At 72.5% G+C, this 12872-nt stretch carries 11 protein-coding genes; 3 read left to right on the plus strand and 8 right to left on the minus strand.

Features of this window, described 5'->3' with window-relative positions:
• Window positions 1–139: 139 nt before the first annotated feature.
• The gene (locus ACIBTU_RS14715; protein ID WP_399126459.1) at window positions 140–985 is read right to left on the minus strand and encodes a LysR substrate-binding domain-containing protein; all 846 of its coding nucleotides are present in this window, start codon (window positions 983–985) and stop codon (window positions 140–142) included.
• 124 nt (window positions 986–1109) lie between these two features.
• On the opposite strand from ACIBTU_RS14715, the gene ACIBTU_RS14720 reads away from it, so the two are divergent.
• Window positions 1110–2168 (plus strand): bile acid:sodium symporter family protein, encoded by a 1059-nt coding sequence (locus tag ACIBTU_RS14720; protein ID WP_399126460.1) that lies wholly within the window; start codon window positions 1110–1112, stop codon window positions 2166–2168.
• Here the strand turns inward: ACIBTU_RS14720 and ACIBTU_RS14725 are convergent.
• Complete coding sequence (locus tag ACIBTU_RS14725) at window positions 2098–3342, minus strand: hypothetical protein (protein WP_399126461.1); 1245 nt, start codon at window positions 3340–3342, stop codon at window positions 2098–2100. The genes ACIBTU_RS14720 and ACIBTU_RS14725 overlap by 71 nt on opposite strands.
• 61 nt (window positions 3343–3403) lie before the next feature.
• On the minus strand, window positions 3404–4327 hold the full coding sequence (locus ACIBTU_RS14730; protein WP_399126462.1) for a zinc-binding alcohol dehydrogenase family protein: 924 nt from the start codon (window positions 4325–4327) through the stop codon (window positions 3404–3406).
• Between the two features lie 105 nt (window positions 4328–4432).
• Here ACIBTU_RS14730 and ACIBTU_RS14735 point away from each other — a divergent pair, with 105 nt between their 5' ends.
• Window positions 4433–4864 carry a MarR family winged helix-turn-helix transcriptional regulator gene (locus ACIBTU_RS14735; RefSeq protein WP_399126463.1) on the plus strand — a complete coding sequence of 144 codons (432 nt, stop codon included), beginning with the start codon at window positions 4433–4435 and terminating at the stop codon, window positions 4862–4864.
• 96 nt (window positions 4865–4960) lie between these two features.
• On the opposite strand, the gene fdhD is transcribed toward ACIBTU_RS14735, so the two are convergent.
• Genes fdhD through ACIBTU_RS14760 form a run of 5 tightly spaced genes read right to left on the minus strand, consistent with a single transcriptional unit; the run spans window position 4961 to window position 11460 of the window.
• On the minus strand, window positions 4961–5806 hold the full coding sequence (fdhD, locus tag ACIBTU_RS14740; protein WP_399126464.1) for a formate dehydrogenase accessory sulfurtransferase FdhD: 846 nt from the start codon (window positions 5804–5806) through the stop codon (window positions 4961–4963).
• Between the two features lie 7 nt (window positions 5807–5813).
• Window positions 5814–6674 carry a 2Fe-2S iron-sulfur cluster-binding protein gene (locus ACIBTU_RS14745; RefSeq protein ID WP_399126465.1) on the minus strand — a complete coding sequence of 287 codons (861 nt, stop codon included), beginning with the start codon at window positions 6672–6674 and terminating at the stop codon, window positions 5814–5816.
• Window positions 6671–8512, minus strand: coding sequence for an NADH-ubiquinone oxidoreductase-F iron-sulfur binding region domain-containing protein (locus ACIBTU_RS14750; RefSeq protein WP_399126466.1), 1842 nt, complete (start codon window positions 8510–8512; stop codon window positions 6671–6673). The genes ACIBTU_RS14745 and ACIBTU_RS14750 overlap by 4 nt, the downstream gene beginning before the upstream one ends.
• A gap of 6 nt (window positions 8513–8518) precedes the next feature.
• A complete protein-coding gene (locus ACIBTU_RS14755) occupies window positions 8519–10483 on the minus strand; it encodes a molybdopterin oxidoreductase family protein (protein ID WP_399126467.1) in 1965 nt (654 codons plus the stop codon).
• Window positions 10480–11460: a 2-dehydropantoate 2-reductase gene (locus ACIBTU_RS14760; protein ID WP_399126468.1), complete on the minus strand. Its 981-nt coding sequence runs from the start codon at window positions 11458–11460 to the stop codon at window positions 10480–10482. The genes ACIBTU_RS14755 and ACIBTU_RS14760 overlap by 4 nt, the downstream gene beginning before the upstream one ends.
• A 352-nt stretch (window positions 11461–11812) precedes the next feature.
• Here ACIBTU_RS14760 and ACIBTU_RS14765 point away from each other — a divergent pair, with 352 nt between their 5' ends.
• Window positions 11813–12760, plus strand: a complete 948-nt coding sequence (locus tag ACIBTU_RS14765; RefSeq protein ID WP_399126469.1) for a beta-ketoacyl-ACP synthase III — start codon at window positions 11813–11815, stop codon at window positions 12758–12760.
• The last annotated feature ends 112 nt before the right edge of the window (window positions 12761–12872 follow it).

A 12872-nucleotide genomic window follows, 5' to 3' on the forward strand; every position in this document is an offset into this window, starting at 1 on the left:
TCACGGGTCTCCACCGAATCTGTACGGAGAGGGCACCCCGGCCCGTTCACCCGCACTTTTGGACGGAGTGGTCAGTTCCGCTACGGGTCGGCAGGACAGTACCAGGTCCGTGATCATGAGTCGCGGCGGGCCGCCGGTGTCAGCGCAGCCGGTCGCCGCCCGCGAGGATCGCGGCGCCCAGGGCCCGCGCGGGCCCCTCCTCCTTGGTCCCCCGCAGGACGAAGTCGACCTCGCCGAGCTCCGGCAGTCCGGCCCGCTCCGGGACCCGCACCAGGCCCGGCGGCACGAGTCCGCGCGAGTGGGCCATCACGCCGAGGCCGGCCCGGGCCGCCGCCACGAGCCCGTTCAGCGAGCCGCTCGTGCAGGCGATCCGCCAGGCCCGCCCGTGCCGCTCCAGCGCCTCCATGGCCAGCGCCCGCGAGATCCCCGGCGGCGGATACACGATCAGCGGCACCGGACGCTCCGGGTCGATCCGCAGCCGCTCCGAACCGATCCACACCAGCCGGTCCCGCCACACCGAGGTGCCCCGCGGGTCCTGCGGGCGCCGCTTGGCGAGCACCAGGTCGAGCCGGCCCGCGTCCAGCTGCGCGTGCAGCGTCCCCGACAGCTCGACGGTCAGCTCCAGATCGACCTCGGGGTGCTCGACGCGGAACGCCTCCAGGATCTCCGGCAGCCGCGTCAGCACGAAGTCCTCCGACGCCCCGAACCGGAGGCGTCCGCGCAGCCGGGTCCCCGTGAAGAAGGACGTCGCCTGCTCGTGCACCTCCAGGATCCGGCGGGCGAAGCCGAGCATCGCCTCCCCGTCCTCGGTCAGCTCCACGGAGTGGGTGTCCCGCGTGAAGAGGGTGCGGCCCGTCGCGTCCTCCAGGCGCCGCACATGCTGGCTCACCGTCGACTGCCGCAGCCCGAGCCGCCGCGCCGCCTGCGTGAAGCTCAGCGTCTGCGCGACGGCCAGAAACGTCCTCAACTGCCCCGGGTCGTACATTCCGCCACCCTACCTCCGGTCATCGAGATGCGTGATGACAGTCAGAACGGTATGCAGGATTCCCGATCACAGCCCCGAGGGGGACCATGGAGAGGGCACGACCTGAACCGAGAGCAAGGAACCGATGAAACGCCTGACCTGGCCGTCCTGGATGCCGATCGACCCGTACATCCTGGCGTTGATCGCGACGGTCGGCGTCGCCGCGCTCCTCCCCGCCCGAGGCGGCGCGGCCGACGTGGCGTCCGGCGCCTCCACCGCGGCCGTCGCCTTCCTCTTCTTCCTGTACGGGGCCCGGCTCTCCACTCGCGAGGCCCTCGACGGACTGCGCCACTGGCGCCTCCACGTCGCCGTCCTCGCCTGCACCTTCGTACTGTTCCCGCTGCTCGGCCTGGCCGCCCGCGGGCTCGTCCCGGTGCTCATGCCGCAGAACCTGTACGCGGGCCTGCTCTTCCTGACCCTCGTCCCCTCCACCATCCAGTCCTCGATCGCGTTCACCTCGATCGCGCGCGGCAACGTACCGGCGGCCATCTGCGCGGGCTCCTTCTCCTCGCTCGCCGGCATCGTCCTCACCCCGCTGCTCGCCGCGGCGCTGCTCGGCGGCACCGGCGGCGGCTTCTCCGCCGACTCGCTCGTCAAGATCGTGCTGCAACTGCTCGTGCCGTTCATGGCGGGCCAGTTGCTGCGGCGCTGGGTCGGCGGGTTCCTCACCCGCCACAAGAAGGTCCTCGGCTACGTGGACCGCGGCGCGATCCTCCTCGTCGTCTACACCGCGTTCAGCGAAGGCATGGTCCAGGGCGTCTGGCACCAGGTCAGCGCCGTGCGTCTCGCCGGGCTCCTCGTCGTGGAGGCGGTGCTGCTCGCCGTGATGCTGGCCGTCACCTGGTACGGGGCGAAGGCGCTCGGCTTCGACCGCGCGGACCGCATCGCGATCCAGTTCGCCGGATCGAAGAAGTCCCTCGCGTCCGGACTGCCCATGGCGACCGTGCTGTTCGGGGCGCACGCCTCGCTCGCCGTGCTGCCGTTGATGCTGTTCCACCAGATGCAGCTCATGGTCTGCGCCGTGATCGCCAAGCGCCGCTCGCACGACCCGGAGGAGCCGCAGGAGGCCGCGCTCAGCCCGGCGCCGGAGGCCCCAGCCGCACGGACACGAACCGCGGCCGGTACCGGGCCACGTTCGCGTTGAGCTCCGCCTGCCCGGTCCCTGGCGCCGCGTCGAGCCGGTTCACGTCGTAGCTGAGCACCACGCGGCCCCCGGTGCCGAGCGCCGGGTGCGCCTGCGGGTTGTACGCGGCGACCGTCGCGTCCGGCAGCGGCGGCGTGATGCCCCGCGCGGGGCCGTGCCAGGGGCCGGTGGGGGAGCAGGACCAGTACGAGGTGATCGTCCGCAGCCCCGCCGGGCCCGCCGCCATCGTGAACAGCACGTACGTCCCGGCGTCCCGGACGACCGTGAACGCGCTGCCCACGCCGCGGCGCTGCCCGTCGCCGAGCACCGGCGCGAGGCGCCCTCCCTCCGCCCGCCAGCGGTCGCCGTCCCAGTACTCCCAGGCCCCTACGTCGCCGAGCCGGCCGCGGGGGGCCCGCGCCGCGTAGGCCCGGTGGGCCGGGGCCTGGCCCTCGTCCGCGCCGAACACGTACGTCCAGCCGCCCGCGTCGACCGCCGCCGTGCCGAACAGCACGCGCCGCGCCGGGTCGGCCACCTGCCGCTGGTCGAGCACCTGGGTGATGCCGGTCAGCCGCAGGTCCGGCAGCGACAGCGTGGCCACCTCGGTCGCCGCCGGCACGCCGTAGACATACGGCCCGACGCCCTTGGCCCGCGTCCACAGCAGCACCCGTACGACCTTCTCGCGCGAGCCCGGCGCGCGCGGTTCGACCCGCGCGGACACGGGCCAGCGCCATTCCCCGACGCCGCTGTCGGGGAACAGGGGGGCGGGCAGGGTCCGCTCGATGCGGTCGGCCGGGGTCATGACGACGGCCGAGTTCCGTACGAAGGGGGCGCTCGGGTCCCGCCAGGTGTACGGCTCCCCGGCGGGGTTGGGCGGTGCGTGCACCGCGCCCAGGAACGTGTCCGAGAACAGCCACAGCGTCCGGCCGTCCGGCAGCCGCACCGAATGCGTGCCGTCCCCGCCCGACCAGTCGTCGACCCGCGCCGGATCGTCCCCGTACCGGGCGAAGTCCCCGGTCGTCGCGGGCTCTTCCCGCCAGGAGGTGATGCCCCGCCCCGCGCAGGAGCGGGCGCCGTCCACGGTGTCCCCGGGGCGCTCCCCGAGCCATGCGACCAGCCCGCCGAGCAGCACGGCCGCGGCGATCACCGCCACCCACGCCCGCGCTGTCCCCGGCCCGTCCGCCACACGGGCCACGCTAGTGGCTCCGCCGGACCTCGGTCAGCCCACCGCCCGCGCCGAATCCCGGCCCCGCGCCCTAAGGGACCAGGACCACCTTGCCCAGGTTGCCGCGGGACTCGATCAGGGCGTGCGCGGCAGCCGCCTCCTCCAGGGCGAACTGTCCGTGCACCACCGGAGTCAGACGGCCCGTCAGGTGAAGGTCCCAGAGCTCCTTGCGCCACGCCTCGTACAGGTCCGGCCGCTCCCGCGCGATCAGCGCCATCTGGAACCCGATCACCGACTTCGCCCCGACCAGCAGGTCGTACGCCTCGACCGTCCCGCCCCCCGAGCTGTACGCCACCAGCCGCCCGTACGCTCCCAGCGCCCCGACGGCCGGCTTCAGCAGCGCCCCGCCCACCGCGTCCAGCGCGTAGTCCACCGGATCACCCCAGGACTCCGCGTCGTACGTGACCACCGCGTCCGCCCCGAGCCCGCGCAGAAAGTCCGCCTTCCCCGCGTCGGACACCGCCGCGGTGATCCACGACGCCCCTTGGATCCGGGCCAGTTGGAGCGCCAGATGGCCGACCCCGCTCGCCGCCGCCGTCACGAGCGCCCGCTCGCCCGGCTCCGGCCGCGCCGCCCGCAGGGCCCCGTAGGCGACGAGTCCGCTGCGCACGAGAGCCACCGCGGCGACCGCACCCGCCCCCTCCGGCACCGGCGAGGCCATGGCGTCCCGCAACACGGCGAACTCCGCGTAACCGTGCCCGAACACCAGCCCCGTGACCCGGTCGCCGATCCCGAACCGTGTCACGCCCGCCCCCACCGCCACCACCTCGCCCGCGACCTCCCCGCCGAGCGGAATCGGCTCCCGGGCCTCGCGGACCTTGCGCACGACGGGCAGCGTCACGCCGATCGCCTCGGCGCGAACCAGGAGTTCACCCGGACCGGGCTCGGGGACGGGCGTGTCCTCCAGGAACAGAACCTCGGGCCCGCCGCTGTGCTCGTACCGGACACGACGCATGCGCCGTCACCGCCTCAGGTCAGGTCTAGGACGCGATTCATTGGGAGCACCAACGGTAGGGCAAGTTCATTGGGGAGTCCAATGAATTCTCGTTAAGATGGGTCCATGAATGCCGTCCCGAGCACCATCCGCGACCTGCCCAGTTGGCTGCTCGGCCGCGCCGCAGCCCGCGGCCGCGCCCTCGTCGCCGAGGCGCTCGCCGAGCACGGACTGAAGATGTGGCACCACGTCGTCCTGTGCGCCGTCGCCGATCAACAGCCCGTCGCCCAGGCCGATCTCGTGCGCGGCGTCCAGCTGGACCCGAAGGACATGGTCGGAGTCCTCAACGACCTCCAGGCGGCGGGACTCGTCGAGCGCCGCCCCGACCCGGGGGATCGCCGCAAGAACGCGGTCACCGCCACCGAGGACGGCACCCGGCTCGTCGCCACCTGTGCCCGCGCCGCCCGCACCGCGAACGACGAACTCCTCGCCCCGCTCGACGAGGACGAGCGAGCGGCCTTCATGGACATGCTGCGCCGGATCACCGCGCGAATGTAGACATGGGCGCGGACGTCGGCGTAGGGGCCCGGCCGGCGCAGGGGGCGCTCCCCGCCGGTCCGGGCCCCCGCCGCCGTGCAGCGGGTGGCACCGGGATCAGTGAGCGGCCGCGGCTCGCAGCGCGACCCGGTGTTCGCCCGCGTACACGTTCATGGAGGAGCCCCGCAGGAAGCCGATCAGCGTCAGCCCCGTCTCGGCCGCCAGGTCCACGGCGAGCGAGGACGGCGCGGAGACCGCCGCCAGCATCGGGATGTCGGCCATGACCGCCTTCTGCGCCAGCTCGAACGAGGCCCGGCCCGAGACCATCAGGACCGAGCGCGACAGGGGCAGGTTCCCCTCCCGCAGGGCGCGGCCGACCAGCTTGTCGACCGCGTTGTGCCGGCCCACGTCCTCCCGCACGTCGAGCAGGTTCCCCTCCTCGTCGAAGAGCGCGGCCGCGTGCAGGCCCCCGGTCCGGTCGAAGACCCGTTGGCGCTCGCGCAGCCGGTCGGGGAGCGACGCGAGCACCTCCGGTTCGAGCCGGACCGGGGGAGTGTCGGAGATCGGGAAGCGGGCCGTCGTGCGCACCGCGTCGAGGCTCGCCTTGCCGCACAGCCCGCACGAGGACGTCGTGTACACGTTCCGTTCGAGGGTGATGTCCGGCAGGACGACGCCGGGCGCGGTCCGCACGTCCACCACGTTGTACGTGTTGGAGCCGTCCTGGGTGGCGCCCGCGCAGTACACGATGTTCTGGAGGTCCGCGGCGGCGCCCAGCACCCCCTCGCTCACCAGGAAGCCCGCCGCGAGCGCGAAGTCGTCGCCCGGGGTGCGCATCGTGATGGCGAGCGGCTTCCCGTTCAGCCGGATCTCCAGAGGCTCCTCGGCGACCAGGGTGTCCGGCCGCGACGACACCTGGCCGTCCCTGATCCGGATCACCTTGCGCCGCTGCGTGACTCGTCCCATGTCCCGATCAGTCCCGGTTCTGTACGTGCTGGTAGCCGAAGCGGCCCTTGATGCAGAGGTTGCCGTGGGTCACCGGATTGTCGTGCGGGGAGGTGACCTTGACGATCTCATTGTCCTGGACGTGGAGGGTGAGATTGCAGCCGACGCCGCAGTACGCGCACACCGTCGTCGTCTGTGTCTGCGCCGCCTCGTTCCACGTCCCGGCGGCCCGCATGTCGAACTCCGACTTGAAGGACAGCGCGCCCGTCGGGCACACCTCGACGCAGTTCCCGCAGTACACGCACGCCGAGTCGGTCAGCGGAGCGTCATGCTCCACGGCGATCCGCGCGTCGAAGCCGCGGCCCGCGACCGCGATCGCGAACGTGTTCTGCCACTGGTCGCCGCACGCGTCCACGCACTTGTAGCAGAGGATGCACTTGTCGTAGTCGCGGACGTAGAGGTCGTTGTCGACGCGCGGCTCCTCGCCGAGCCGCTCCGCGTCCGGGCCGAACCGGTCCGGTTTCGCGTCGTACTCCGCGATCCACTCCTCGATCCGCGGCGTCGTCGACAGGTCGACCGAGGACGCGAGGAGTTCGATGACGACCTTGCGGCTGTGCCGGGCCCGCTCGGTGTCCGTGCGCACCTCCATGCCCGGCTCGGCCTGCCGCGAGCAGGCCGGCACCAGCGTGCGCGCGCCCTCGACCTCGACGACACACACCCGGCAGGCGTTCTTCGGGGTGAGCGTGTCGCCCTGGCACAGCGTCGGCACGTCCTTGCCGACGGCCCGGCAGGCGTCGAGGATCGTCGCCCCCTCCGGCACCCGCACGGGCTCCCCGTCGATCGTGAACTCGAGCAGCCGCCGGGGGATCCCCAGCTCGACAGCGGTCATGACGCGTACGCCCCCAGACGGTCGATCGCGGACTCGATGGCGTTCCAGGCGGTCTGCCCGAGACCGCAGATGGAGGCGTCCCGCATGGTGCGGCCCACCTCGCGCAACAGGGCGATGTCGTCGTCGGCCGCGATGCCCTCGCGCGCCGCGATCCGCTCCAGCGCCTCCTGCTGGCGCACGGTCCCGACCCGGCACGGCACGCACTGCCCGCACGACTCGTCGCGGAAGAACTGCGCGATGCGCAGCAGGATGCGGGGCAGCGGCAGCGTGTCGTCGAAGGCCATGACGACACCCGAGCCGAGCGTGGTGCCGGCCTCGCGCGTCCCCTCGAAGGTGAGCGGGATGTCCAGCTCGTCGGGCCGCACGAAGCCGCCCGCCGCGCCGCCGAGCAGGATCGCCTTCAGCGGGTTCGGGGTGCCGGCGAGGGCGAGCAGGTCGCCGAGCGTGGCACCGAAGGGGAGTTCGTACACGCCGGGCCGCTCGACGGCGCCGGACACGCAGAACAGCTTCGGCCCCGTCGACCGTCCGGTGCCGACGGCCGCGTACGCCGGGGCGCCCATGGTCAGGATCGGCAGGACGTTGACGAGCGTCTCGACGTTGTTCGCGGCGGTCGGCTTGCCGAACAGGCCCTTCTCGACCGGGAACGGCGGCTTGGAGCGCGGCTCCCCGCGATACCCCTCGATGGACTGGAAGAGAGCCGTCTCCTCACCGCAGATGTACGCGCCCGCCCCGCGCCGGATCTCGATGTCGAAGGAGAAGCCCTGGCCGAGGATGTCGTCCCCCAACAGGCCGCGGGCGCGGGCCTGTTCGACGGCGTGACGCATCCGGGCGAGGGCGGTCGGGTACTCGCCGCGCAGGTAGAGGTATCCGTGGTGGGCGCCGGTGGCGTACGCGGCGATCGTCATCGACTCGACGAGCGCGTACGGGTCGCCCTCCATCACCACCCGGTCCTTGAAGGTGCCGGGCTCCGACTCGTCGGCGTTGCACACGAGATAGTGCGGCCCGTCGGGCTGGGAGGCGGTCGCCTGCCACTTCCGCCCGGTCGGGAACGCGGCGCCGCCCCGCCCCACGAGCCCCGCGTCGGTCACCTCCCGGATGACCCCGGCGGGCCCGAGCGCGAACGCCCGCCGCAGGGCGGCGTATCCGCCCTCGGCGCGGTAGTCGTCGAGGGAGGCGGGGTCGACGGTGCCGATGCGGCGGAGCAGGACGAGGTCGGGGGATCCGGCCTGCGGCACGGCTGCCCGCGCCTCAGCCACATCCTGTGTCCCATGCGCACCTTCCAGCCGGTCCGCACCCTCAAGCCCCTCCGGCGATTGAGGAGCGGGGTCCGGGGCGGAGCCCCGAAACGGTGCCAGAGGCGTGGCTGACGCGGAAGCCCCCGCCCGCACCAGCAGCGCGGCCGGCGCCCGCTCACACATCCCGAGACAGGGCGACTCCTCGACATGCACCCCGGGAACGTCCGGCAACCCGCCGGAGGCGACCCGCGCACACGCCAGATCCGTACACACCTGCAGCACCGTGGAAGGACGCGGCCGCATCGAGAACATGGAGTAGAACGTGGCCACCCCGTACGCCTCCGCGGGCGGCACTGTGAGCCGCCGGCACAGATAGGCGAGCGCCCCCTCGCTGATCCAGCCGACCCGGTCGTTGATCGCGTGCAGCCCCGGCAACAGCTGATCCCGCCGGTCCCGGGCGGCCCGCCCGCCCCGCGCCCAGCGCAGATCGGCGTCCGACCGGTCGTCGGCCCCCTCCCAGGCGGACTCCGGCGGCCCGAGCAGCGCGTCGACCGCCGTCCGTTCCTCGTCCGTCGGCTTGCTGTCACCGAAGCGCAGATCCACGTCCGCTCAGCCCCTAACCGTCAGCTTCTCGATATCCGTCAGCTTCTCGATGCGGATGGCCGACGCCTTGAACTCCGCCGTCCCGGCGATCGGGCAGTTCGCCTCGATCGTCAGCGCGTTGGTGTCCACCTCGTCGGGGAAGTGCATGGTCATGAACGCGAGCCCGGGCCGCAGCCCCGGATCGACCCACACCGGAGCGGTCACCGTCCCGCGCCGCGACGACACCCGGACCTCCTCGCCGACCACGACCCCGTACCGCTCGGCGTCCTCCGGGCACAGCTCCACGTACTCACCGCGCCGCAGCGGGGACGCGAACCCGCTGCTCTGCACACCCGTGTTGTACGAGTCGAGGCGGCGGCCCGTGGTGAGCTGGATCGGGTACGACTCGTCGGTCAGGTCGACCGGCGGATCGTGCCGCACGAGCCCGAACGGGGCCAGCCGCCCGCGCCGCGCCGGGTCGCTCTCCCACAGCCGCCCGTGCAGATAGGAGGACGGCAGCCGGTCGGTGTCGGGGCACGGCCACTGGAGGCCCTGGTGCTCGGCGAGCCGGTCGTAGGTCATCCCGAAGTGGTCGGGGGACAGCGACCGCAGCTCGTTCCACACCGTCTCCGCGTCCGGGTACTTCCAGTCGTGGCCGAGCCGCCCCGCGACCTCGCAGATGATGTCGATGTCCTCGCGCGCCTCGCCCGGCGGGGTGAGCGCGGCCCGCACCCGCTGCACGCGCCGCTCGCTGTTGGTGGTGGTGCCCTCGCTCTCGGCCCAGGAGGCGGTCGCGGGCAGCACCACGTCGGCGAGTTCGGCGGTCTTCGTCAGGAAGATGTCCTGGACGACCAGGTGGTCGAGGGTCGACAGGCGGCGGATCGCCTGCTCGCTGTCGGCCTCGGACTGCGCCGGGTTCTCACCGACGCAGTACACCGCGTGCAGCGAGCCCTCCTCCATGGCCTCGAACATGTCGGTGAGCGTCATCCCGTAGCGCGGCGGGATCACCGTCTCCCAGGCCTTCTCGAACTTGAGCCGCAGCCCGTCGTCGAGCAGGTCCTGGAAGCCGGGCAGCCGGTTGGGGATGGCGCCCATGTCGCCGCCGCCCTGCACGTTGTTCTGACCGCGCAGCGGCTGCACGCCCGCGCCGTACCGGCCGACGTGCCCGGTGAGCAGTGAGAGGTTGATGAGCGCCCGGACGTTGTCCGTCCCGTTGTGGTGCTCGGTGATGCCGAGAGTCCAGCACAACTGGGCCCGCTCGGCGGTCGCGTAGGCGTGGGCGAGCTGCCTGATCGCGGCGGCCGGGACCCCGGTGACCTTCTCGGCGAGCGACAGGGTCCACGGTTCGACGAGCGCCTTGAACTCCTCGAAGCCGGTGGTCGCGCGCTCCACGAACGCCTTGTTGTGCAGATCGGCCGCGATGATCTCGCGGGCCACGGCGTGCGCGAGCGGGATGTCGGTCCCGACGTTCAGCCCGAGCCAGCTCTCCGCCCACTCGGCGGTCGAGGTGCGGCGCGGATCGACGGCGTACATCCGCGCCCCGTTCCGTATCCCCCGCAGGACGTGCTGGAAGAAGATCGGGTGCGCGAAGCGGGCGTTGGACCCCCACATCAGGATCAGGTCCGTGTGCTCGACCTCTTCGTACGAGGACGTTCCCCCGCCCGATCCGAACGCCGCGGACAGTCCGGCGACGCTAGGGGCGTGACACGTACGGTTGCAGGAGTCGACGTTGTTGGTGCCCATGACGACGCGGGTGAACTTCTGCGCCACGAAGTTCATCTCGTTCGTGGCGCGGGAGCAGGACAGCATCGCGAAGGCGTCCGGGCCGTGCGCGGCGCGGGTGCGGGCGAAACCGTCGGCCGCCGCGTCGAGCGCCTCGTCCCAGGTGGCTGTCCGGAAGGGCGAGGTGCGGTCGCCGGGCACCTCCCGCACCAGGGGGCGGGTGAGCCGGGTGTAGGTCTTCGGGGTGCGGTCGCGCCGCTTCTGCTTCATGCGGCGTCCCTCCTCATACCGTGGGCGAGCAGGTCCGAGAGGGCGTGCACGGTGCGCAGGGTCGGCACCTCGACGCCCGTGATGTCCGCCAGCTCCACCACCGCGGCGAGCAGCACGTCGAGCTCCAGCGGCTTGCCGCGCTCCAGGTCCTGGAGCGTGGAGGTGCGGTGGTCGCCGACGCGCTCGGCCCCGGCGAGGCGGCGCTCCACCGAGATGTCGGGCTTGCAGCCGAGGGCCCCGGCGACGGCGAGTGTCTCGGTCATCATGATCTCGATGACCCGGCGGGTGCCGCCGTGCAGGCACATCTGCCGCATCGTGGCCCGCACGAGCGCGCTGATGGGGTTGAACGAGATGTTGCCGAGCAGCTTGATCCAGATGTCGGCGCGCAGATCCGGCTCGACGGGACACTTGAGCCCGCCGGCCTTCATCGCCTCGCTGAACTCGGTGCAGCGCGCCGAGACGGTCCGGTCCGGCTCCCCGATGGAGAACCGGGTGCCTTCGAGGTGGCGCACGATCCCGGGGCCCGCCAGCTCGGTCGCCGCGTAGACGACACAGCCGACGGCCCGCTCGGGCGCGAGCACGGCGCTGACCGCGCCGCCGGGGTCGACGCTCTCCAGGCGGTGCCCGTCGTGCGGCCCGCCGTGCCCGTGGAAGTACCACCACGGGATGCCGTTCTGCGCGGCGATCACCGAGGTGCCCTCGTGCAGCAGCGGCTCGATGAGCGGCCCGCACGCCGCGTACGAGTTCGCCTTGAGGCCGAGGAAGACATGGTCGACGGGGCCGATGTCGGCCGGGGCGTCGGTGGCGTGCACCCGTGCGGTGAAGTCACCGCGCGGGCTGAGGACCCGCACGCCGTCGCGCCTCATGGCCGCGAGGTGCGGTCCACGGGCGACGAGATGGACATCGGCACCGGCCCGGTGCAGAGCGGCTCCGACATACGCGCCGATCGCACCGGCGCCGAGGACTGCGACTTTCACTGGAGCTCCGTTCGTCGAGGGTGCCGGATACGCCCCGCTCGCACGGGCAGTGGCGGTCCGGGAAGCACGGAGGACCGTTGAACGGTCGATGGAATATTGTCTACAGTATGGAAGTTGGGTCGACAAGGGTCCGCGCAATGACCGGTTCCGGCGCCCGCCCCGCGACGACTCGATGGCGGCTCGATCACGGCCCGACGGCAGCCCCAATCGGCACAAAAGGTGCACACGTGTTCACCAGGTGACCGGGTGGAACTCTCCAACAGGTGCGCCCCAATCCTGTCGCTTTACGTCACCTCGTACTCGTCAGTCGCTGACCAGACTGGAGGGCCCACTGATCGGCCAAGGGGGCCCCATGAACGGTTCACGCATCGTCGGCATCGGCCATTACCAGCCCGCACGCGTCCTCACGAACGAGGACCTTGCGGAGATGGTCGACACCGACGACGAGTGGATCCGCTCGCGTGTCGGCATCCGCACCCGGCACATCGGCGGGCCCGACGAGCCCGTCGACGAGCTCGCCGCGTACGCCGCCGCCAAGGCGCTCGCCGCCGCCGGCCTGACCGCCGACGCGATCGACCTCGTCGTCGTCGCCACCTCCACGGCCACCGACCGCTCCCCGAACACGGCCGCCCGCGTCGCCCGCCGGCTCGGCGTCCCGTCCCCGGCCGCCCTCGACCTGAACGTCGTGTGCGCGGGCTTCACCCACGCCCTGGCCACCGCCGACCACACCCTGCGGGCCGGTGCCGCCACCCGCGCCCTGGTGATCGGCGCCGACAAGATGTCCGCCGTGGTCGACTGGAGCGACCGCTCCACCTGCGTCCTCGTCGGCGACGGCGCGGGCGCCGTCGTGATCGAGACCTGCGCCGACGGCCAGGAGCCCGGCATCGGCCCCGTCCTGTGGGGCTCGGTCCCCGAGATGGGCAACGCGGTCCGTATCGAGGGCGAACCCCCGCGCTTCGCCCAGGAGGGGCAGTCCGTCTACCGCTGGGCCACCCGGCAGCTGCCCCCGCTCGCCCGCGAGGCCTGCGCGAAGGCGGGGCTCGACCCGGCCGACCTCGGCGCCGTCGTCCTGCACCAGGCCAACCTGCGCATCATCGAGCCGCTCGCCGAGAAGATCGGCGCGGTGAACGCCGTCGTCGCCCGCGACGTCGTCGACTCCGGCAACACCTCGGCCGCCAGCATCCCGATGGCCCTGTCCAAGCTGGTGGAGCGCGGCGAACTCGTCAGCGGGCAGCCCGCCCTGCTCTTCGGCTTCGGCGGGAACCTCTCCTACGCCGGTCAGGTCGTGCGCTGCCCCTGAGGCGGGGACGCCGCCGGCGCCGGGGTGCCGCCGGTGTGACGTCGGTGTGACGAGGTCAACTCCCCATGGCGCTGGCGATTGTGCTCGGTAGACTGTATTCCAAAGACAATCC

It is taken from the genome of Streptomyces sp. NPDC050145, from assembly GCF_044460245.1.
GTDB lineage: Bacteria > Actinomycetota > Actinomycetes > Streptomycetales > Streptomycetaceae > Streptomyces.

Bases quoted from the DNA above. Each gene is read 5' to 3' on its own strand.
- ACIBTU_RS14715 (WP_399126459.1), bottom strand. From the start codon at position 985: ATGTACGACCCGGGGCAGTTGAGGACGTTTCTGGCCGTCGCGCAGACG.
- ACIBTU_RS14720 (WP_399126460.1), top strand. From the start codon at position 1,110: ATGAAACGCCTGACCTGGCCGTCCTGGATGCCGATCGACCCGTACATC.
- ACIBTU_RS14730 (WP_399126462.1), bottom strand. From the start codon at position 4,327: ATGCGTCGTGTCCGGTACGAGCACAGCGGCGGGCCCGAGGTTCTGTTC.
- ACIBTU_RS14735 (WP_399126463.1), top strand. From the start codon at position 4,433: ATGAATGCCGTCCCGAGCACCATCCGCGACCTGCCCAGTTGGCTGCTC.
- fdhD (WP_399126464.1), bottom strand. From the start codon at position 5,806: ATGGGACGAGTCACGCAGCGGCGCAAGGTGATCCGGATCAGGGACGGC.
- ACIBTU_RS14745 (WP_399126465.1), bottom strand. From the start codon at position 6,674: ATGACCGCTGTCGAGCTGGGGATCCCCCGGCGGCTGCTCGAGTTCACG.
- ACIBTU_RS14755 (WP_399126467.1), bottom strand. From the start codon at position 10,483: ATGAAGCAGAAGCGGCGCGACCGCACCCCGAAGACCTACACCCGGCTC.
- ACIBTU_RS14765 (WP_399126469.1), top strand. From the start codon at position 11,813: ATGAACGGTTCACGCATCGTCGGCATCGGCCATTACCAGCCCGCACGC.